Annotated in this window: 17 protein-coding genes and 2 rRNA genes; 18 read left to right on the forward strand and 1 reads right to left on the reverse strand. The window is 48.6% G+C overall.

The features are described from left to right. The 16 genes from rrf to VGN67_RS10625 form a co-directional block, all read left to right on the forward strand. Nucleotides 1–91 (forward strand): 5S ribosomal RNA (gene rrf / locus VGN67_RS24625); the annotation flags it as partial. A 775-nt stretch (nucleotides 92–866) separates the two neighbouring features. Next, nucleotides 867–2,288 (forward strand): anthranilate synthase component I family protein, encoded by a 1,422-nt coding sequence (locus VGN67_RS10555; RefSeq protein WP_327486787.1) that lies wholly within the window; start codon nucleotides 867–869, stop codon nucleotides 2,286–2,288. A gap of 36 nt (nucleotides 2,289–2,324) precedes the next feature. Next, entirely contained in the window at nucleotides 2,325–2,891 is a 567-nt protein-coding gene (locus tag VGN67_RS10560) for an aminodeoxychorismate/anthranilate synthase component II (RefSeq protein WP_327486788.1), read from the forward strand. A gap of 71 nt (nucleotides 2,892–2,962) precedes the next feature. After that, complete coding sequence (gene trpD / locus VGN67_RS10565) at nucleotides 2,963–3,952, forward strand: anthranilate phosphoribosyltransferase (protein ID WP_327486789.1); 990 nt, start codon at nucleotides 2,963–2,965, stop codon at nucleotides 3,950–3,952. A gap of 23 nt (nucleotides 3,953–3,975) precedes the next feature. Beyond that, a complete protein-coding gene (gene trpC / locus VGN67_RS10570; RefSeq protein ID WP_327486790.1) occupies nucleotides 3,976–4,794 on the forward strand; it encodes an indole-3-glycerol phosphate synthase TrpC in 819 nt (272 codons plus the stop codon). After that, nucleotides 4,791–5,435, forward strand: coding sequence for a phosphoribosylanthranilate isomerase (locus VGN67_RS10575; RefSeq protein ID WP_327486791.1), 645 nt, complete (start codon nucleotides 4,791–4,793; stop codon nucleotides 5,433–5,435). Before trpC ends, VGN67_RS10575 begins: the two co-directional genes overlap by 4 nt. Before the next feature lie 71 nt (nucleotides 5,436–5,506). Then, complete coding sequence (gene trpB, locus VGN67_RS10580; protein WP_327486792.1) at nucleotides 5,507–6,706, forward strand: tryptophan synthase subunit beta; 1,200 nt, start codon at nucleotides 5,507–5,509, stop codon at nucleotides 6,704–6,706. A gap of 18 nt (nucleotides 6,707–6,724) precedes the next feature. Further along, entirely contained in the window at nucleotides 6,725–6,925 is a 201-nt protein-coding gene (locus VGN67_RS10585; RefSeq protein WP_327486793.1) for a hypothetical protein, read from the forward strand. Nucleotides 6,926–6,952: 27 nt separating this feature from the next. Then, nucleotides 6,953–7,342 (forward strand): Dabb family protein, encoded by a 390-nt coding sequence (locus VGN67_RS10590; protein WP_327486794.1) that lies wholly within the window; start codon nucleotides 6,953–6,955, stop codon nucleotides 7,340–7,342. After that, a complete protein-coding gene (gene trpA / locus VGN67_RS10595) occupies nucleotides 7,342–8,139 on the forward strand; it encodes a tryptophan synthase subunit alpha (protein ID WP_327486795.1) in 798 nt (265 codons plus the stop codon). The genes VGN67_RS10590 and trpA overlap by 1 nt, the downstream gene beginning before the upstream one ends. A gap of 127 nt (nucleotides 8,140–8,266) precedes the next feature. Further along, nucleotides 8,267–11,797: a DUF4175 family protein gene (locus VGN67_RS10600; protein ID WP_327486796.1), complete on the forward strand. Its 3,531-nt coding sequence runs from the start codon at nucleotides 8,267–8,269 to the stop codon at nucleotides 11,795–11,797. A 107-nt stretch (nucleotides 11,798–11,904) separates the two neighbouring features. After that, complete coding sequence (gene ybeY, locus VGN67_RS10605; protein WP_327486797.1) at nucleotides 11,905–12,327, forward strand: rRNA maturation RNase YbeY; 423 nt, start codon at nucleotides 11,905–11,907, stop codon at nucleotides 12,325–12,327. Between the two features lie 83 nt (nucleotides 12,328–12,410). After that, a complete protein-coding gene (gene mnmG, locus VGN67_RS10610; RefSeq protein WP_327486798.1) occupies nucleotides 12,411–14,273 on the forward strand; it encodes a tRNA uridine-5-carboxymethylaminomethyl(34) synthesis enzyme MnmG in 1,863 nt (620 codons plus the stop codon). Next, a complete protein-coding gene (locus VGN67_RS10615; protein WP_327486799.1) occupies nucleotides 14,274–15,179 on the forward strand; it encodes a class I SAM-dependent methyltransferase in 906 nt (301 codons plus the stop codon). Nucleotides 15,180–15,258: 79 nt separating this feature from the next. Beyond that, nucleotides 15,259–16,875 carry an Ig-like domain-containing domain gene (locus VGN67_RS10620; protein ID WP_327486800.1) on the forward strand — a complete coding sequence of 539 codons (1,617 nt, stop codon included), beginning with the start codon at nucleotides 15,259–15,261 and terminating at the stop codon, nucleotides 16,873–16,875. A 436-nt stretch (nucleotides 16,876–17,311) separates the two neighbouring features. After that, nucleotides 17,312–19,123: a tetratricopeptide repeat protein gene (locus VGN67_RS10625; RefSeq protein WP_327486801.1), complete on the forward strand. Its 1,812-nt coding sequence runs from the start codon at nucleotides 17,312–17,314 to the stop codon at nucleotides 19,121–19,123. A gap of 145 nt (nucleotides 19,124–19,268) precedes the next feature. Here the strand turns inward: VGN67_RS10625 and thrC are convergent, their stop codons facing one another. After that, the gene (gene thrC, locus VGN67_RS10630) at nucleotides 19,269–20,573 is read right to left on the reverse strand and encodes a threonine synthase (protein WP_327486802.1); all 1,305 of its coding nucleotides are present in this window, start codon (nucleotides 20,571–20,573) and stop codon (nucleotides 19,269–19,271) included. A gap of 142 nt (nucleotides 20,574–20,715) precedes the next feature. Here thrC and pruA point away from each other — a divergent pair, with 142 nt between their 5' ends. Together pruA and VGN67_RS10640 are read left to right on the forward strand one after the other, a co-directional pair. After that, entirely contained in the window at nucleotides 20,716–22,350 is a 1,635-nt protein-coding gene (gene pruA / locus VGN67_RS10635) for an L-glutamate gamma-semialdehyde dehydrogenase (protein WP_327486803.1), read from the forward strand. Between the two features lie 277 nt (nucleotides 22,351–22,627). After that, nucleotides 22,628–22,812: ribosomal RNA gene (locus tag VGN67_RS10640) — 16S ribosomal RNA — on the forward strand; the annotation flags it as partial.

A 22,812-nucleotide genomic window follows, 5' to 3' on the forward strand; every position in this document is an offset into this window, starting at 1 on the left:
TGATCACCTCTTCCCATCCCGAACAGAGAAGTTAAGCCCCGCACCGCCGATGATACTGGTTAACAGCCGGTAAAGTAGGTAGCCGCCACCTCTTCACCACAAGAGCCCCGCCCAATATGCGGGGCTTTTGCGGCTTAAGACTAAATTCGTTTTAGAAACAGCCGTAAAGGCTTTAGCCTATAGTATCCTTCACTGATTAGTTGTTCCTGCTACCCGATATTTTTTATTTCCAGAGGTTTTACCATTTGTAGTTATGGCAAACCTATTCAACCGGCTAACAACACCTCTAATTATAGGAAAATAAGAATTTTTCGATTTTCGAACTGTAAATTCTTCTGCTTCAATTTCAGGTGCTAAACTGCTTACTACTAGCATTTTACGGCCCTGATAACCTATAAACCGGGCTTCTGTGGCTTTTGTAGATAAAACCAATCTTTACATAGACCTTGTTTATTAAAATCTAGAAGTGGTATTTTAGACGTAATTTCATACTTCGGGCTGGCCAGCTTTTAACTCTATCCTGTCTCAATTTTTCATGTTTTCTTTTAGGACAACTTATGTTTTATAAAATGACTCCAAGACTTTATTTGGTGAAGTGAAAATTGTTTATTTATCTTTGCACTGCTAAGGGTACGGTACAGGATACATTTTTTACCAGCCAGGTACTTAACTTATAACCTTAGCCCGAAGAAATAATAGTATGAATAATTACTTGAATACTGCATGGTGGTGGCACAATCGTCTTTCCGAGATGAATGTGTAACCCATAGTGCGTAAACAAGCAAATATAACGTACACCCAAGGGCTCGCTGTTCATCTCACAGCGAGCCCTTTTTTTATTGCTATCTCTCAAACCTTTTACAACAATGACTACCGAAAAGACAGTTTTCTCCATTGCCACCCGACATAAAAAGCTACTGGCAGATACGCTAACTCCGGTTTCTATTTACCTGAAGCTGCGCGACCGCTTTGTAAATACCATTTTGCTTGAGAGCTCTGACTACCACGGCAACGAAGACTCCTTCTCCTACATCTGCTGCGATCCGGTAGCTTCTTTTAAGCTGAATCAAAATAGGGTATCCCAAAATTTCCCGGATGGTAGTCAGGAAACCTTTACTCTGGCATCCAACAAAGAAGCTATTTCTGTTTTACAGGACTTTGCTCAGCGGTTTCAGGCCGAGAAGAGTTCTTTCCCTTTTATTTCCAATGGCCTCTTCGGACATATTACCTATGATTCCGTTGCCTATTTTGAGGATATCACCATTCAGCCTACTAACCCGGAAACCGAGATTGACCAGGTATTTTACCAGGTGTACCGCTACGTTATTGCTATTAATCATTTCAAAGACGAGCTGTTTATCTTTGAGCATACTTACCCCGGAGCAGAAGCAGGAGATGGTCTGGAACAACTGGAAGTACTTATTAAAAACCGCAATTTTCCTACCTACGGTTTTAAAACTACTTCCGAAGAAACTTCAAACGTGACAGATGATGAAATGCGGGGAGTCATCAAAAAATGTATTGAGCACTGCCACCGGGGTGATGTATTCCAGATAGTACCTTCCCGCCGGTTCAGCCGTAACTTCCAGGGCGACGACTTTAATGTGTACCGTGCCCTGCGTTCTATTAATCCCTCGCCCTATCTGTTCTACTTCGACTACGGCAACTACAAAATTTTTGGTTCATCACCCGAAAAGCAAATTTTCATCAAGGAGGGACAAGCCGAAATTCATCCTATAGCGGGTACTTTCCGGCGCACGGGCGATGACCGCGCCGACGCTCAGGCCGCTCAGCTACTTCTCGACGATCCCAAAGAAACGGCGGAGCACGTCATGCTGGTCGATTTGGCCCGTAATGATCTCAGTCGGAGCTGCGATTCAGTTAAAGTGGAAACCTACAAGGAAGTACAGTACTATTCCCACGTGATTCACCTGGTTTCTAAGGTAACAGGAAAAATGAAGCCGGGTACTAATCCTCTGCAGCTGGTGGCGGATACCTTCCCGGCCGGTACCTTATCAGGAGCGCCCAAGCACATGGCCATGACGCTGATAAATGAACTTGAGAGCAGCAATCGTAGTATATATGGTGGAGCCATCGGGTATATGGATTTTAACGGTGACTTTAACCATGCCATAGCCATTCGTACGTTCTTAAGTAAAGATAACACCCTATTTTTCAGAGCGGGTATGGGCGTAGTAGCCAAGTCCAACGTGGAAAGCGAATTACAGGAAGTAAATAATAAGCTGGCTGCGCTGCGTAAAGCCATTGAGGTAGCCGAAGAAATATAGTTTAATCCATAGCAACTAGATTTTAATACCTTCACCATGAAGATTCTCGTCATAGATAATTACGATTCCTTTACCTACAACCTGGTGTATATCCTCCGTGAGCTGCACGATCAGGTTGATGTTTATCGTAATGATAAAATAGCGATGGAACAGGTCGCCGATTACGATAAAATTCTGCTTTCACCCGGTCCGGGTATTCCTTCCGAAGCAGGTACTATGCTGGATGTAGTAAGGGAGTACGCTCCTGCAAAAAGTATACTGGGCGTTTGCCTCGGCCACCAGGGCATTGGTGAGGTGTTTGGCGCTACCCTGGAAAATATGTCCGATGTGCTGCACGGAATCAGTGATAAGGTTATGATTACAGATAGGCAGGACCGGATTTTCAGGAACCTGCCGCCACAGTTCAACGTAGGCCGGTACCATTCCTGGACGGTTATTCCCAATACAGTACCTCCCAGCATGACCATTACGGCTGTCGACGAAAACGGTCGGGTTATGGGACTGGCCCACAAAACCTATGATGTAAAAGGCGTACAGTTTCATCCGGAGTCGGTACTGACCGAACACGGAAAAGAGATGCTCAGTAACTGGTTAGAGCAATAATTTTCGTCCTTTTAGTACAAGTACCTTCTAAGGCTCCTTGTTATCTGTTGGTGATTGTAAAAGCGTATTGAATGAAAAAGATTTTAAACTACCTTTTTGAATACAAAGCCCTCTCTAAGGAGCAGGCCCGGGAAGTACTGGTAGGCATTGCCAAAGGAGATTATTCCCATTCTGAAATCGCCGCTTTCCTGACGGTGTACGCCATGCGCAGCGTGACGGTGCAGGAACTGGAAGGCTTCCGCGACGCCATGCTGGATCTGTGTCTTTCGGTTGATTTATCGGCTTACGATCCCATGGACTTATGCGGTACGGGCGGCGATGGTAAAGATACTTTCAATATTTCTACCCTTTCGTGTTTTGTGGTGGCCGGAGCCGGTCAGCGCGTAGCCAAGCACGGCAACCACGGTGTTTCGTCGCTCTGTGGTTCTTCAACGGTACTCGAGTACCTGGGGGTGCGGTTTACAAACGAAAAAGAGGCACTGGAACGCAAAATAGAAGCAGCTGGCGTGTGTTTTCTTCACGCCCCGCTCTTCCATCCAGCCATGAAAAATGTCGCACCCGTACGTCGTGAACTGGGCATAAAAACATTTTTCAATATGCTGGGTCCCATGGTAAATCCGGCCTCGCCACGAAAACAATTAGTGGGGGTTTTTAGCCTTGAATTAGCAAGACTTTATGCTTATCTTTACCAACAAAGCAACAATCGGTTCTTAATTCTGCACGCTTTAGACGGTTACGATGAAGTGTCATTGACAGGAGCATTCAAAATCATCACCGCTCAATCGGAGCAAGTCCTGACTCCTCCACACATGGGGCTTACCATTTTACGCCCCGAAGAACTATCCGGCGGCGAGTCCGTAGAAGCATCGGCCCGAATTTTTATGAATGTATTAAACAACGAAGCGACCTCCGCCCAACAGCAGGCCGTGATCGCCAATTCGGCGTTGGCACTGTATTGTGCCAATCCGGAGCTATCACTGACCGACGCCGTGGCCGCTGCCCGGGAATCACTGGAAAGCAAACGGGCGCTTAATTGCTTTAAAAAACTGGTTGAGGCCTAAGTTAGTTACAGGAAAAAAGTTTTATGAATATATTAGATAAAATAGTAGCGAATAAGCGTACCGAAGTAGCCCAGGCCAAAGCCCACACCAGCCTTGACCAGCTAAGTACCCGTGAGTTTTTCAGCCGGCCTACCGTTTCCCTCCGGGAAAGGCTTTCGCAGGCCGGGCTACCGGGTATCATTTCCGAATTTAAGCGTCAGTCGCCTTCCAAAGGTATTATTAATGACCAGGTACTACCCGAAGAGGTTACTGCCGGCTATGCACAGGCCGGGGCGGCCGGCCTTTCGGTACTAACAGATACAGAATTTTTTGGCGGTACCTTTGCTGATTTTCATAAAGCCCGGCTGGCGAATCCAGGTACCCCCATGCTCCGGAAGGACTTTATGGTGGACGAGTACCAGCTGTTTGAAGCCAAAGCTATGGGGGCCGACGTTATCCTGCTTATTGCGGCCTGTCTTTCGCCCGATGAAGTAGTCCATCTTAGCCAAAAGGCGCACGAACTGGGCCTGGAGGTACTGCTGGAAGTACACGATGCGGAAGAGCTGCGACAGAGCCTATGCGATACCGTAGATATGGTAGGCGTTAATAACCGCAACCTTAAAACCTTTTCTACTTCCATTGAAACCTCAGTACAACTGGCCGGGCTTATTCCTGATCAGTTCGTAAAAATATCCGAAAGTGGCCTTAAAGACGCGGAAACCATCGTTGAACTCTATCGCCACGGCTACCAGGGCTTCCTGATTGGGGAAACCTTTATGAAAACACCTGATCCGGCCCAGGCTCTGGCTGAATTACAAGAAAACCTGAATCGAATTATTAATCTTAACCCTCTTGTCGTATGAAAATTAAAGTATGCGGAATGCGTGAGAAAGCCAACATCGAACAATTGGTTAGCCTGCAACCTGATTTTATCGGGTTTATTTTCTACGATAAATCCCCCAGGTACGTAGGGGAGGAGCTGGATGAAGAATTCGTAAAAAACCTTCCTAAGAGTATCAAGAAGGTAGGGGTTTTTGTAAATGCCAATCCGGGCTATATTCTTTCGATGGTCAAGCGGTTTGACTTGGAGTACGTACAGCTACATGGTACCGAAATGCCGGACGTGTGCCGCAACATCCGTCAGCGGGGGGTTAATATCATCAAGGCTTTTTCAATTGATGAAAGTTTCAACTTCGCCATGCTGAATAACTACAAACCTTTCTGCGACCTGTTCCTGTTCGATACCAAAGGTGCCAGTTTCGGTGGCAATGGTACTTCCTTTGACTGGAGCCTGCTTCGCAAGTACGATAACGAGAAGCCTTTCCTGCTCAGCGGCGGCATTAGCCTGGACAATATTGAACGAGTCATCGAACTTTCCCGTTCTCTACCCATATACGGCATTGATGTCAACAGTCAGTTCGAGCGCGAAGCCGGTTTGAAAGATATCCAAAGGATTCAGCAACTTCTGGCAAAAATCCGCGTCAACCAAGAAATAGAGGCGTAAGTACCTTTTATTGAAGACTTTATTAATTCTATTTTCTCTTCTGCGCAGCAGGGGGACATATACCATCTATTATGAATGAAGTAGCCGAAAAAGTATCGTTTCAGGTAAATGAGCAAGGGTATTACGGGATGTTTGGCGGAGCTTTTATTCCTGAAATGTTGTACCCCAACGTTGAGGAGCTACGTGACAACTACCTGAAAATTATAGCTGAGCCGGAATTCCAGCGCGAGTTTAACGATTTGCTCCGTGACTACGTAGGTCGTCCTACGCCCCTTTACCTGGCCAAACGTCTTTCTGAAAAGTACAATACCAATATCTATCTGAAGCGCGAAGACCTGTGCCATACCGGAGCCCACAAGGTTAATAATACCATTGGGCAAATCCTGATGGCCAAGCGGCTGGGCAAAAAGAAAATTGTCGCCGAAACCGGTGCCGGCCAGCACGGGGTAGCTACGGCCACGGTATGCGCCCTGATGGGTATTGAGTGTATTGTGTACATGGGCGAGCTGGACATTGAGCGTCAGGCGCCAAACGTAGCCCGTATGAAGCTACTCGGCGCAGAAGTACGGCCCGCTACCTGCGGCTCCAAAACGCTCAAAGACGCCACCAACGAAGCCATGCGCCACTGGATCAGCAACCCGGTAGACACGCATTATATCATTGGCTCGGTGGTGGGTCCTCACCCGTACCCGGACATGGTGACCCGCTTTCAGTCGGTTATTTCGGAGGAAATAAAGAAGCAACTCAACGAAAAAATTGGTCGCGAGAATCCCGATTACGTAGTAGCCTGCGTGGGAGGAGGCAGCAATGCGGCCGGGGCTTTTTATCATTACCTTGAGGTACCTGAGGTACAGCTAATAGCCGTAGAAGCCGCCGGACAGGGTGTCACTTCCGGGCATTCGGCCGCTACCACCGCTCTGGGCAAGCCGGGCGTACTGCACGGTAGCCGGACTATCCTGATGCAGACCGAAGATGGACAGGTCGTAGAGCCTTACTCTATTTCGGCGGGTCTGGATTACCCCGGCATCGGGCCTATCCATGCTTACCTGTACGACAGCGGGCGCGCCCGCTTCCTGTCCGCAACCGACGACGAGGCCCTCAAAGCGGCCTTTGAACTGGCCCAGATTGAGGGAATCATACCGGCGCTGGAAAGTTCACATGCTTTGGCGGTACTGGACAGGCTGGGAGCTTCACCCGACGAGGTTGTTGTACTTAATCTTTCCGGACGGGGCGACAAAGACCTGGCTACCTACATGAAATACATTGATTAAACCACCAATATATCTCTTATGGCTACATTAACTCTTCCCGAGGTATTTGACCTTCGCCTGAAACTACAGGGACTTGAAGGCAAAAAAGATTCTCCTGAACTTTCTTTGTTTGAGCGCTGCGACATCGAGGACGAAATTCTCGAGATAAAAGAAAAACTGGGCCAGTTTGACCGCCAGAAGTTCAGCGAAGACGACGAGTGCCTCAATTGTTCCGCTTAGTATCCTCTAACACTTACCTAACCATTTATGAAAATCAAACTACTCTTTGCCGCAGGCCTGCTCCTGCTGGGTACCGTTGCCTTTACCTCTTACTCCAATCAAAAAGCCGAGAAAATGCTCCGTCACGTAGTACTTTTAAAGTTCAAAGATTCGTCCAGTCCGCAACAAGTCAAAGAAGTAGAGGATGCGTTCCGGAAACTTCCTTCGCAGATAAAAGAAATCAAATCGCTGGAATGGGGTACCAACAACAGCCCCGAAAACCTGAATCAGGGCTTTACCCACTGCTTCTTCGTAACCTTCAACGATGAAGCCGGGCGGGCGACCTACCTGCCTCATCCGGCCCACAAAGCCTTTGGCAAGGTACTGGGGCCGCATCTGGACAAAGTACTGGTAGTAGACTATTGGATTAAAGAATAATGAACCGGATTATAAAACTTTTTGACGAACAGCCTACGGGGAATCTAAACGTATACTTTACGGCGGGTTTTCCCCAACTCGACGATACGCGTCGTGTGCTGTCGGCCTTGCAGGAAGGTGGGGTAGACCTGGTAGAAATAGGCATGCCGTACTCAGACCCGGTGGCTGACGGAGAAACCATTCAGCAAAGCAATCAGCAGGCCCTGGAAAACGGCATGACGCTCCGCACGCTGTTCAGCCAGCTGGAAGGTATGCGCGAAACCATACAGGTACCGGTCCTGCTGATGGGGTACCTTAATCCGGTGGTGCAGTACGGGGTAGAGGCGTTTTGTAAGAAATGCGCTGAAGTAGGCGTGGATGGCCTTATTCTGCCCGATATGCCCATGGATGTGTACCTCAACGAGTACAAGGCAGTATTTGAATCCTACGGGCTTCTGAATATCTTTCTGGTCACTCCTCAGACTTCCGAAAACCGGATTCGTCAAATTGATGAGGTTAGCGCCGGATTTATCTATACGGTTTCCTCGGCCAGCGTTACCGGCTCCAAAACCGGTGTGAGCGGCGACATGGAAGCTTATTTTGACCGCCTTAACGCCATGAATCTGCGTAATCCGCGCCTTATTGGATTTGGCATCAAAGACCGCCCTACTTTTGAGAAAGCCTGCCGCTATGCCCAGGGGGCTATCATTGGCAGTGCCTTTATCAGAGTACTTCAGGAAAGCACCAATCTTGAAGAAGATATTAAGAACTTTGTTAGTGAAGTAAAGGCTAATAAATCAACGGAAGTGGGCGTTTAGAAGTAATAGTTGCACCCCAGGAAGTATACTTTAGTACTTCCTGGGTTTTTAACCAAACAAGGCACGCCTCTGTACGGTTATTGCTGCATAGGGATTGTGTTGATTAACAGGTGAAAAGAGAAATAATATGGCAGCTTCAACTACCGCTATGGCCGGGCTCCTACAGCGTATTCAGGAATACCGCCAGAAGTACTACCAAAACCAGCTACTGAAAGGGATTATTTTTTCGGCGGCTCTGCTGTTGAGCGTCTTCCTTTTTGTCAATACCCTTGAATATTTCGGCCGGTTCAGCTCCTTGATCCGGGGAATGCTCTTCTTTGGGTTTATGGCGGTGCTGCTGTTTTCAACTTTCCGCTGGATTATCCAGCCCCTGGTCAGCCTGTATGGACTTCGCCGGCCTTTCTCCGACGAGGAAGCGGCCCTGCAGATAGGCCACTACTTTCCCGAAGTAGGCGATAAGCTCATCAATACCCTACAGCTACGGGGCCTGACAGGCCAGCAAACCGACCTGATTGAAGCCAGTATTCAACAAAAATCCAACCAGCTGCTGATAGTCCGCTTCTCGGACGCGGTACGTTTCCAGGAAAATCAGAAGTACGTAAAGTACGCCGTGTATCCGCTGGCAGCCATTGCCATGATCCTGCTGTTCCACCCTTCCTTCTTTACGTCAAGTTCTGACCGGATCATTCATTTTCAGAATAACTATACCTACGCTCCCTTCTCGTTTAAGGTAGAAAATAAGGCCCTTAAAGCCTTCCGGAACGACGATTATACCATCCGGCTCACCCTGGAAGGAGAAGCGCTCCCACAGGCCGTATATTTGGTCCAGAACGGGACTCGTTTTAAGCTGACGCCCGAAGAAGGCCGGACCTTTTCCTATACTTTCAAGAATGTTCAGCGTAATGTAAAATTTAGCTTTGAAGCCGCCGGCTTTACCTCCGGCGACTATACACTTACGGTTATCGAGCGCCCCAGCCTCCTCTCGTTTGACGTACACCTGCGCTACCCGGCTTACCTCAACAAGCCCGCCGAAGGACTTAACAACGTAGGAAACCTGACCGTACCGGAAGGTACCGTTATCGAATGGGACTTTAATACCTCCGCGACCAAGTCGCTGGGCATCCGTTTCGACTCTGATTCTTTGCTTTACAAAGCCGAAGGCAAGAGCGGGGAGCGCTACCAGCTGCGTAAGTCGGTGCGTCGCTCGTCGCAGTACCAGGTACTTCTGCAGAACGATGACACCCCTAATGCCGAAAAAATCGGCTACTATATCAACGTAATACCCGACAGGCACCCCGAGCTGTCCCTCGAAAACTTCCAGGATACTACCCTGTACAACTACATGGTACTGGGTGGTTCTATTAGCGACGACTACGGCTTTTCACAGCTTAAACTATTCTATACCATACGCCGCGAAGGCGACAGCGAGTCGGCTAAGGTACAGCCCAAGAGTATCGCTATCCCGTTCAACAAGATGGTGAATACCCAGAGCTTTTATTTCCAGTGGTACGTTGACAGCCTTAACTTAACCCCTGGTGATAAGATAGAGTATTTTGCGCAGGTATGGGACAACGACGGCATTAACGGACCTAAGAGCGCCCGCTCCCGGACTATCAATTTTACGGTACCTTCCAAGGACAAGTTGCAAGCCGAGATTCAGAAGTCAGCCGAGCAGACGCAGTCCCAGATGGAGAAAACCCTGAAAAAGGCCCAAAGCCTTGAACAGGATCTCAAGAACCTGGAAAACCGCCTGAAAACCAATAAAGAGCTCGATTTTCAGGAGCGCAAGCAGGCCGAAGATATTCTCAAGAAGCGGGAAGAGCTCATGAACGAGATGCGTTCGATTCAGGAGCAGAACCGTTCTACCAATGAGAAGGCCCAGCAGTTTAAGCAGCAGAGTCCTGAGCTTCAGAAAAAGCTGGACCAATTGCAGAAACTGATGAATGAGCTGATGGACGACGAAACCAGCAAGCTGTACAAAGAGCTTCAAAAGCTACTCGAACAGAAGCAAAGTGAGCGGATGACCCAAATGCTCGAAAAGCTTCGTAATAAGGAGCAGAACACAGAAAAAGAAATTGAGCGCGCCCTGAATCTGTTCAAAAAGCTGCAGATGGAGCAGAAGATGGAGAACGTAGTAAAAGACCTGGAAGAACTGGCCGAAAAGGAGGAAAAACTCGCCGAAAAAACGCAGAAACAAGATGAGGCGGCGAAGAATGAGAAAAATGAAAAGAATGATAAGGCCAAGGATGATAAAGGTAAAGAGAAGAACGACCAAAAAGGCGCTGACGACAAGAAAAACGCCGATGACAAGAATGCCGATGATAAGAAAAGCGCTGACGATAAAAAGAGTGGCGATGATAAAAAGAGCGCTAACGATGAGCTGAAAAAAGAGCAGGAAAAAATAAAGGAGGAGTTTGAAAAGACGCAAAAGGACATCGAGGACATTGAAAAAACGAGTAAAGAAATCGATGAGCCGATAGATAAGCAGGAAGAGGAGCAGGAAAATGCTTCGGAGCAAATGGATCAGAGCATGAAGCAACTGGACCAGAAGCAGAATAAACAGGCTTCAGAGTCGCAGAAAAAAGCGTCCCAGTCAATGAAAAAGATGTCAAAATCGATGTCTGAAGCTATGCAGAGTTCGCAGATGTCCCAGATGCAGGAAGATATCGACTCCATGCGCGACATCCTGGAAAATCTTATAAAGCTTTCTTATGACCAGGAGCGCGTTATGAAAGATTTCAAAGGGGTCAATCTGCAGGACCCCCGCTTTGTAAAACTTGGTCAGGAGCAACTCAAGCTTCAGGACGACGCTAAAATCATTGAAGATAGCCTCTACGCTCTGGCAAACCGGGTTATTCAAATCCAATCGTTCATTACCCGCGAATTGAACGATATGAAATCCTACATGGGGGAGAGTGTAAATAACATACGCGACCGCCGAATAAGTGTAGCTACATCAAAACAGCAGTTTGCCATGACTTCCATGAATAACCTGGCGCTTATGCTTAGCGATGTATTCCGGCAAATGCAGCAGCAAATGGCAATGGCCATGGCCATGCCCGGAAGTGGAAAACAAAAAGGTAAGCCGCAACAGTCGCCCGGCATGGGAGATCAGCAGCAACAAATTAATGAACGAATCCAGAAGCTAAGTGAGCAGCAACGCAAGGGTCAGCAGGGACAAGGGAAAGGCAAAGGAGAGGGTCAAGGACAGGAAGGTATGTCTGAAGAACTGGCCCGTACCGCAGCCGAACAAGCCCGCCTCCGCAAGATGATTCAGGAGCTGCTTGACTCGCAAAAGGGTACTGAGGCCGGACAAAAGTTTGGCAACGAGCTAAAGGAGCTCATGGAAAAAATGGAAGAGTCTGAAACCGACCTGGTTAATAAGCGGATCAATCAGGAGCTGCTAAAGCGGAATCAGGAAATTGTGACTCGCCTGCTGGAATCTGAAAGGGCCATGCGCGAGCAGGATGAGGACGATAAGCGGAAAGGCGAAACCGCCAAGGAAGTAACGCGTCGTCCGCCGCCCGCCTTTGAACAGTACATAAAAGAAAAAGAGCGGCAAACCGAGCTGCTACGTTCCATACCGCCTACTTTTTCCCCTTTCTATAAGCGTGAAGTAGATGCTTACTTCCGTAAGTACCAGGCTCAGGGCAGATAAAAAACTTAGTTTTGAACAAAAAAGCGTTCGGTTCCAGTAGCCGGACGCTTTTTTGTTGAGTATGAGTAGCATAACCTGTTACCTTTGCATTTTTAATCACATATAGTATGATTCATTTCTTTAAGGAGGATGTTTCTTTCAAAGTACCTTCTCCGGTCAAAACCAAGCAGTGGCTCAAAGCGGTAGTTCGGGCGGAAGGTCAGCACCTGAACCATCTTAATTACATTTTTTGTTCAGATGAATACTTACTCAATGTAAATCGTCAGTACCTCGAGCACGATTACTATACGGATATTATCACCTTCGACACCAGCGATGAAGAAGAAGTAGTGGAAGGAGATATTTTTGTCAGTATTGACAGAATTAAAGAAAATGCACAAACTCTGAATAAAACTTTTGAAGAGGAGTTTAGAAGGGTGCTGGTACACGGGGTCCTTCATCTGCTTGGATTTGATGATACTACGGAAGAAAAGAAGGTAGAAATGCGTAAAAAAGAAGATGATTACCTACAGATTCTCAAGGAGTTGTAAAAAATTCCACGTGGAACATTTTATAAGTTTTCACAAAACACTACAGAACAATAACTTAAGTTGAAAAATTAGTTTTGAAAAATATGTTTCCAGAGTACGATGTAATAGTAGTAGGAGCGGGGCATGCAGGATGCGAAGCGGCAGCGGCAGCAGCGAATATGGGATCGAAGGTACTGCTCATCACCATGAACATGCATACCATTGCTCAGATGTCATGCAATCCGGCCATGGGAGGCGTCGCCAAAGGACAGATAGTTCGGGAGGTGGATGCGCTGGGTGGACAGTCAGGCATAGTAAGTGACCGTACTATGATTCAGTTCCGCATGCTGAACCTTTCCAAGGGTCCGGCCATGTGGAGCCCCCGTTGTCAAAGCGACCGGATGCTTTTTGCTCAGGAATGGAGACAAATTCTGGAAGACACTCCCAACGTTGATTTTTGGCAGGATACCGTCAAAGAGGTACTTGTTAAAGATAGAAGAGTCGTGGGTGTAAAGACAAGTCTGGGTATCGAAATAAAATCCAGGTCGGTCGTCTTAACCAATGGTACTTTCCTGAACGGACTGATTCATATTGGTGAAAAGAATTTTGGCGGAGGAAGAACCGGCGAAAAAGCAGCCACCGGTATTACCGAGCAACTGAAAGAACTGGGGTTTGAATCGGGCCGGATGAAGACCGGTACACCGCCCCGGGTAGATGGTCGCTCGCTGGATTATTCAAAAATGGAAGAACAACCGGGCGATGAAATAGCCGGAGGTTTTTCCTATAAAGAAACCCGGCGACTGACCAAACAACGAAGTTGCTGGATTACCTACACCAATGAAGAGGTCCACGAAGTACTGCGCACCGGCTTTGACAAATCCCCTATGTTTTCGGGGAGAATCAAAGGGCTTGGCCCCCGCTACTGCCCATCGGTCGAAGACAAAATAAACCGATTTGCGGATAAGGACCGGCACCAGATATTTGTGGAACCCGAAGGCTGGAATACCGTGGAGGTGTACGTAAACGGATTCTCTACTTCACTACCCGAAGATGTCCAGTACGAGGCCCTCAGAAAAATCCCGGGCTTTGAAAACGTACGTATGTTTCGTCCGGGCTACGCCATTGAGTACGATTTTTTCCCCCCGACTCAGCTCAAGCTTACCCTGGAAACCCAACTCCTAGATAACCTCTATTTTGCCGGACAGATCAACGGAACCACCGGCTACGAAGAGGCCGCCTGCCAGGGACTGATTGCCGGAATCAATGCGCACCGGAAAGTAAACGAAGAGGACGCTTTTATTCTGAAAAGATCGGAGGCGTACATTGGGGTACTTATAGACGACCTTATTAATAAAGGGACCGAGGAGCCTTACCGGATGTTTACCTCGCGGGCCGAGTACCGCACCCTGCTTCGCCAGGACAATGCTGATATTCGACTAACCGAAAAAGGATACTCCATTGGGCTGGCCGATGAGGAGCGGCTGGCCAACGTACGAGAGAAGGTAGCGCAAACCGACGAACTGATCCAGGAGCTGATGCAGGTAAAGGTACAGCCCGAGGAGGTGAATCAGAAACTGGAAGAATTAGGTACCGCCACCATCCGGGAGAAGACTTCGCTCTACCAGCTGCTGAAACGTCCCCAGCTGGACATATTTCATATTAAATCGTTACATCCTCAGTTTGCCAATTGGGTCAGCCGCTTTAAAAGTGATGCCGTAGAGCAGGCCGAGATTCATATCAAGTACGACAGCTACATTGAGAAGGAGAGGCTGATGGTAGAGAAGATGTCACGGATGGAAGACCTGCTCATCATTGAGAACTTTAACTATGATAACGTAGGGGCGCTCTCGTTTGAAGGACGGGAAAAGTTGAAGCGTGCCCGCCCGCATACCATCGGACAAGCCTCCCGCATCAGCGGAGTAAGTCCTTCTGATATCTCTGTACTTATGATTTACCTTGGAAGATAAATGGCCCTCGAAACCCTCACGCATTGCCCCGTCTGTCACAGCGAACAATTCAGTACCCATAGTAAAGTCAAAGACTACACCGTATCGCAAGAGACCTTCCAGATCCAAGCTTGTAAAGGCTGTGGTTTCCTGTTTACCAACCCCCGTCCCGATGCCGCCAGCATAGGTGAGTACTACCAGTCGGAGGAGTACATCTCCCACCACGACGAAGCCAGGGACCTGATGAGTAAAGTGTACAACGGGGTACGCAACTACACTACCCGCCAGAAAATCGCACTCCTCAACCAGGCCACCGGTAACCACCGGGGCGAGCTGCTGGATGTAGGCTGCGGTACCGGATTCTTCCTGTCGCAGTGTAAAGCCGACGGCTGGCAGGTAGCAGGTACCGAACCCGACGACCAGGCCCGAAAAGTAGCGCAGGGTAGGGGAGGGGCTAACGTCTTCAAAACCATAGAAGATCCTTTTTTTGATAACCGGAAGTTTCAGGCCATTACCATGTGGCACGTGCTGGAGCATGTACACCGCCTTAACGAAACCCTCGACTGGCTGCACGCGCACCTTGACATTAAAGCTACTTTAATCATAGCGGTACCCAACCACGAGTCGCAGGATGCCCAACGGTTCAAAGAGTACTGGGCCGCCTATGATGTACCGCGGCATTTATATCACTTCGCCAAAGGTACCATGCGGCAACTAATGGAAAAGCACGGCTTCCGGATTCAGCAGGTACAGCCCATGTGGTTTGACTCTTACTACGTCAGTATGCTTAGTACCAAGTACCAGCGCGGCCAGACCAGTCTACCCGAAAGCTTTATGGCGGGTAGCCTTTCCAACTGGCGGGGCCGGCCAGCCGGGGGTACTTTACCCAATACATCCAGCCTCATATATAGTATAGGTAAAGCATAAACTACCTCCACTCATACGCAACCCTCAATACGGCACGTTGGTATTGAGGGTTTTTATATAACCAATTCACTTCTACCTCATGAAAAAATACTGGTTGGCCTTACTTATCCTGACTACACTTACCCGCTGCGCCCAACAGGTTGCTCCAACCGGAGGGGAGAAAGACATTATTCCCCCCGTACTTATAGAGACCGTCCCGGCCAACAAGGCGCTTAACTTTAAGGGCAAGAGCATAACCCTTCTTTTTGATGAATACGTAATCATTGATAACATCCAGCAGAAGCTGACCATCACACCCGAAGCCGAAAATCCTTATACGGTAAAGACAAAAGGTACCTCGGTGCAGCTCAACTTCAAGAACGAATTTAAGGATAGTACCACCTACACCTTCAACTTCGGCGATGCCATCAAAGACTTCGCCGAGCGTAACCCCGCCCAAAACCTGAAGCTTGTTTTCAGTACCGGCCCAACCATTGACTCGGCCCGGGTATACGGTACCGTTACTGACCTTCAGACCAACCTGCCCGTCTTCGATGCGCTGGTGGGGCTGTACCTGCCCCAGGACACCCTCAACCCCGAGAAGCAAAAGCCCTACTACTTTTCCCGGACCGATAGTAGCGGGTACTACGCCATCGAAAATGTCCAGTCTTCCACGCCGTACCGGCTCATTGCCCTTGATGATAAAAACCGTAACCAACTCTACAACCCCCGGGAGGAGCGTATCGCTTTCCTCGACTCGGCCATCACCGCCAACGCCGACTCGAGTATTTATAACCTCCAGCTCTTTTCCTCGGATGTATCAGCCCCCCGAATTCAACGTACCATTCCGAAAGTTAACTCCTATGCCGTGGTCTTCAGCAAGAGTATGGATAGCGTTCGGGTACAGTTTGTGCGGGGCGACTCGCTGCCCTATGTGATGGAGACCACCTCGCAGCTGAAATTCTTTAACGTAGGTACCCCGGCCGATACCACCCTGGCGCTTATTGTCGGAACCGACTCGCTGGGGCAGGCCCTGGAGGTAGAGCAGAAGATTGCTTTTCTTCCTCAGCGGGGAAAGGAAAGGCAACGTGATCCCTTTAACCTGACTACTATTCCAGCCAGAAACCAGCCCCTGGCCCGCGACTTCCGTTACACCTTTACATTTACCAAGCCCATAGGTACCCTGGAAGCGGGGAGCATACAGCTCATTAGCGACAGTACCTCCCGGCAGAACCTGAGTGACGTCAGCTGGCAGTGGAACCGCTTCCGTAATGAGATAAACGTACAGGCCCGGGCCACGGCGCGGGATACCATCCGGTGGAACATACCCAAAGGGGCCGTAATAAGTGTAGAAGGAGATACGCTACCGGCAGTAGTACTTAAGCACCCCGTTTTGAAAGACGACGACTACGGTATTATCCGTGGAGCCGTGGAGTCCGACACCACTACGGCCTACATAGTAGAACTACTGGATAAAGAATACAAGGTAAGGCAAACCGCCTACGCCTCGCCCTTTACCTTTACCCGCATTCCACCCGGAGAGTACTACCTGCGGCTTATCATAGACCGCAACCGCAACCGCCGGTGGGACCCCGGAGTTTTCAACCGCTCTCAACAGCCGGAACCCATCCGCTATTATCCCGAGCCCATCGTGGTCAAAAGTAACTTCGAGTATGAAGACCTTAACTTCAGTACATCCCCAAATAGCTCAGATTAGTTTGGGCGAAAAATCCGTTTAATGTGCATAAGCTTGTGGAAAATAGAAAAGGTGTGTGGATATAGGGGGTAAAAGCTGTGAACAACCCTGTGCATAATTGTCAAGTTCTGTGGACAAAAAGCGGGGGCTGAGTCTGGAGTGGAAAAGGATAGAGTTAGGATGGACTTAACAGGCTGTGAATACACTCCAGAAGCTGTTCATAACTGGCACGGATTTATCCCTCCACATTTCACAGTCTTTTGTGGAGAATAGAAAGGGGTACTTGAAAAAGAGCAGATTAGTTGTTTACAACCGCAGAAAGTACGTGGATAAATAGCTAACTTGTAAACAGTAGGTAGAAATACTAAAGTGGATCTTAAGTGGATACTGAAGCTATGCACATTTCCACAGCCATAACTGAAGGATAATAGATAAAAATTTAATATTTATTTTATTTATGAAAGGATTAATAAAGTGGATAACCGTGTGTCTGGTCCTTTTTGTCAATATTGGAGCAATGGCGCAAACTGATGAACAGCTGGCCGAAGAGTATTTTAAGAAGGGGGAGTGTGAGAAAGCGGTTACCTATTATTCCAAGATTCTCCGCAAAGCATTCGATAAAAGAGCATTAAAAAATTATTCCAGTTGCCTGATCAAGACTAAAGACTGGCAGGAGGCGGATAAATTTTTCAAAAGGCAGGTGAAAAGCGATGCCGCCAATGCCGCCTGGTACTACATAAACTGGGGCCTGGTAAGCGAAGCCGAGGGCAAAACTGGGGAAGCAGACAAAAAATTTGGGGAAGCCACTGGGGCGTTTGGTCCACGGTTCGATTTGTACCGTGATGTAGCCGAAGAGTTCCGTGAACTACAGAAGCCCGAGCTGGCCAAACAAACCTTACTACGGGCCCGGGAGATGGCAAAGAACGAAAACCTCTATCGTCTGGAGATGGCCAGCATCAACCAGGAACTCAAAGAAACCGAAAACATGATAGGGGAGCTTTTGGCGTACGGTATCATGTTTCGTAATACCGAGATCGTCCAGAACATGCTTCAGGATTTTCTGAAGGAAGAAAAAGAGCAGGCACTGCTGGAGAAGGTACTTTACGAAAAAATTCAGAAAAGCCCGAACGAAGCCTTTTACAACGAACTGCTGGTTTGGTACCAGGTCCAGCGAAAGGATTTCTACAAAGCATTTTTACAGGAGCGCTCGCTTGATAAGCGCTTCAAGTACAACGGCACTCGTATTTATGACCTGGGCAACCTGGCCATGCAAAACAAAGACTACGAGAATGCCGCCTCCATGTTTGAGTACCTGGTGAAGGAGTACCCTAAGGGGCAGCTGTATCCGTTTGCCCGGCGCATGGCTATCAGCGCCCGCGAAGAGCAGGTAAAGACTACGTTTCCGGTTAATAAAACCGAGGTACAGAAACTTATCAACGAATACGAAAAGCTGCTGAGTGAGTTAGGTACCAATGATCGGACGCTGGAGGCCCTGCGCAACATGGCAATGCTCCATGCCTTTTATATGGATGACAACCCTAAAGCAATCAGTATTCTGACGAAAGCCATTGAGGTAGGTAAGCCGGAGAAAACCTTCGTAGACAAATGCAAACTGGACCTGGGCGATATCTATCTGCTGCAGGGCGAACCCTGGGAAGCTACCTTGCTGTATTCGCAGGTAGAGAAGTCACAGAAAGATGACCTGCTGGGCTACGAAGCCAAACTGCGCAACGCCAAGCTGCACTACTACAAAGGCGACTTCGAACTGTCCAAAGAGGTACTTGATATTTTGAAGCGGGCTACCACCCGCGAAATAGCCAACGATGCCAATGACCTGGGTCTGCTTATTATGGATAACACCGGACTGGACAGCTCCGAGACTGCCATGAGGGCTTACGCGGCCACTGAGCTTCTCCTTTTCCAAAATAAGCCCCTCGTAGCTATTGACTCCCTGAAGAGCCTCTACGCCCGATTAAATAACCATAGCCTCGCCGATGAGATCCTGTGGCTGACCGCCAGGACGTACATAAAGCTGGATAGTACCCAGCAGGCGCTGGCTTCCCTAAAAGTCATTAATGAAAAGTACGCCGTTGACATACTCGGCGACGATGCTCTTTACACTAGTGCAAAACTGTACGAAGAGAAACTAAAAGACAAGGAAGAAGCTATGAAGCGCTACCAGGAGGTACTTGAGAAATATCCCGGCAGTATTTACGTAGCGGAAGCCCGCAAAAGATACCGTGCTTTACGGGGCGATACTATTAACTAAGTTATTGATTTATAGCGTTATACGAGAGCGGGACGGCCTGTAAAATAGGCCGTCCCGCTTCTTTAGATTTTTGTGTACCGATTTTGGGTACGAATAATTTATTTCTGCGCAAATCTCAGGCGCTATAGTACCTCCGGTTTTTCGGTTATTTTTCGGAGAGCAGGTACCTCTTGAAATGTTCAAACGATATACTCATCGAAACTGCCTGCTTCTCAAGCGCCAGCAAATCGGCCAGTCGGTCGGGTACGGGTATGGCTTGCTCCAGGGTACCTTCTACCAGCTCCAGGAATTTGGCCGGATGGGCCGTCGCCAGAAACACACCCGTAAAATCCAGGTTGGATAAATTGCGGTACTCCTGCAGGCCGCGGTAGGCAACGGCGGTATGCGGGCAAAGTACATAGCCGGTACTATCGAATAGCTCCCGCATTGTCTCGCGTGTTTGTTCGTCGGAGAAGTAAAACCCGGAAATCTTCTGGCGGGCTTCTTCCCACTGGTTACCGAAAAAATGAATCATCCGGACAAAGTTACTGGGATTGCCAACGTCCATGGCGTTTGAAATCGTCTCTACCGAGGGAACAGGTTTATATTCGCCGCTGTTTAAGTAGGCGGGTACTACCTTGTTTTTATTGGTAGAAGCCACAAAGTGTTCAACGGGTAGCCCCATCCGGTAAGCCAGCAGGCCGGCGCTCAGGTTGCCAAAGTTGCCGCTGGGTACCGAAAACACCAGGGGCTTACCCAGGTGCTTTAGCTGAGCATAGGCCGAAAAGTAGTAAAACGACTGTGGAATCAGGCGGGAAATATTGATAGAGTTAGCCGAAGCCAGGTTGTATTTCTGATTGAGCTCTTCGTCCAGAAAAGCCTCCTTGACCAGCCGCTGGCAGTCGTCAAAGGTACCGTCTACTTCAAGCGCTGTTACATTGTGGCCCAGGGTAGTCAACTGCTTTTCCTGAATGTCGCTGACCTTACCGCTCGGGTATAGAATAGTTACTGATATACCGGGTACTTGATAAAAACCCTGAGCTACGGCGCCGCCGGTATCGCCGGAGGTAGCGACCAGAATCCTGATTTCCTTCTGGGACCGGAGCAAAAAGTACGACATGAGTGCCGCCATAAACCGGGCACCAAAGTCTTTAAATGCCATGGAAGGTCCGTGGAAAAGTTCCAGTACGTAGCTATCGGGCGTAATAGCCAGGGCCGGTGCTTCAAACGAAAAGGCTTTGTCTACAATCTGTTCAATGTCGGCCCGCGGAATGTCGTCGCCCAGGAGGGTATAGGCTACTTCAACAGCAATCTCATTGAATGATTTGGTTTCAATAGTATCCAAAAACTGCTGCGAAACCATCGGAATGGTTTCGGGCATGTAAAGTCCATTGTCGGCAGGGAGGCTTCTGAATACCGCCTCTTCCAGTGAAGCCTTCAGGCTGCTGGTCCGGGTACTGTAAAACAACATGTTATATAATATAGTAAGGTAATAAAACAGAGCGCAAATTTACACAAAACAACCCGGCTGGCCGTCATTCTTCCGGACTAATATTGGAAAAGTACCTAACTTGCCACCTCAACCGATCATCAACAAATAATAGATACAACTTATGCCAAAAGGAGTTTTTAATGTACCTGTTCCTGTCAACGAACCCGTAAAGAACTATGCCCCGGGAAGTCCCGAAAAGGCCGCGCTCAAAAAAGCACTCGAAGAAGCCCGTTCCCGCCAGGTCGAAATACCTATGTACATAGGCAGTGAAGAGGTATATACGGATAATAAAGTTAAAGTATCGCCGCCACACGACCACCAGCACGTATTGGGGTATTTCCACGAAGGCGACGCCTCCCATGTACGCCAGGCTATTGACGCGGCGCTGGCTGCCCGCAAAGGCTGGGCGGCTCTGTCCTGGGAGCACCGGGCCAGTATATTCCTGAAAGCCGCCGACCTGATTGCCGGTCCCTACCGGGCCGAAATCAATGCGGCCACCATGTTGGGTCAATCAAAGAACGCCTACCAGGCTGAGATTGATGCTGCTTGCGAAATGATTGATTTCCTGCGGTTTAACGTCAAATTCATGACCGACATTTACCAGCAGCAGCCCGAGTCGTCGCCAGGTGTATGGAACCGTATGGAGTACCGGCCGCTGGAAGGCTTTGTCTTTGCCATTACTCCGTTCAACTTCACCGCTATTGCCGGTAACCTGCCCGCCGCTCCGGCCATGATGGGTAACGTAGTACTCTGGAAACCCGCCTTTACGCAGGTATACGCCGCTCAGGTACTTATGAAAGTATTCAAAGAAGCGGGCGTACCCGATGGGGTAATTAATATGATACTGGTCGACGGTCCCGCTGCCGGAGAGGTAGTTTTCAGCCACCCCGATTTTACCGGCATCCACTTTACCGGAAGTACCAGAGTCTTTCAGACCATCTGGAAAACAATAGGAGAGAATATAGGTACCTACAAAACCTTCCCCCGTATCGTGGGCGAAACCGGTGGAAAGGACTTTGTACTGGCGCACGAATCAGCCGACGCCAGGGCCGTGGCCACGGGCCTGGTCAGAGGGGCTTTCGAATACCAGGGCCAAAAATGTTCGGCAGCCTCCAGGGCTTACATACCCGCCGCTATGTGGGAAGAAGTAAAGCAGTACATCCTGGCCGACCTAGCCGAGATAAAAATGGGCGGAGTGGAAGATTTCTCCAACTTTGTCAACGCAGTAATAGACGAAAAATCCTTTGATAAAATTACGTCCTACCTCGATCAGGTTGGGAAAGACAGCGGTAAGGCCGAGATTATAGCCGGAGGAGGTTATGATAAAAGTACCGGCTATTTTATAGAGCCAACCATTATTTTAGCCAAAGATCCCCGCTATGTAACACTTTGCGAAGAGATATTCGGCCCGGTACTTAGTATCTATGTTTACGAAAAGGAATCTTTTGAAGAGATTCTTGACGTAGTAAATACTACCTCGCTGTATGCGCTGACGGGAGCTATTTTTGCCCAGGACAGGTACGCTATTGAAAGAGCTACTGAGCGGCTAGTCGACTCAGCCGGTAATTTCTATATCAATGATAAACCCACGGGAGCCGTAGTAGGTCAGCAGCCCTTTGGCGGGGCCCGGGCCTCAGGTACCAACGACAAAGCCGGCTCGGTCCTGAACCTGCTGCGCTGGGTAAGTCCACGGGCCTTGAAAGAGACCCTGGTTTCACCCAAAGACTATAAATACCCCTTCCTGCAGGAGCCTTAATTGCACAATAGCGGTATAAATTTTAGCGTCCCGAAGAAAATGCAAATTCTGGCAAAAATTTTCAGGACGTGCTTGCAAAAGTGAAACGTGAAGTAGTACCTTTGCAATCCCAATCGCAAACAGAGGAAGCGAAAAGCAGACAAAGAGGAGCGATTTGGATTTTTGTTCCTTGAAATGATGAGGTAAACCAGAGTGTAAAGAAACACTCGTAGACAGTACAAACAAGTTGACTGTTGCGGAGCTGATTTATCAGTTTGCAATGGTTGTTATATTATTTACAATGGAGAGTTTGATCCTGGCTCAGGATGAACGCTAGCGGCAGGCTTAATACATGCAAGGCGAGGGGGCTGGCAACAGTCACCGTCGTACGGGTGCGTAACGCGTATGCAACCTACCTTTCACTGGGGGATAGCCCGGGGAAACCCGGATTAATACCGCATGACACAGTTTCATCACCTGGTG

The sequence above is a fragment of the Telluribacter sp. genome, from assembly GCF_035998675.1.
Classification (GTDB): Bacteria; Bacteroidota; Bacteroidia; order Cytophagales; family Spirosomataceae; genus Telluribacter.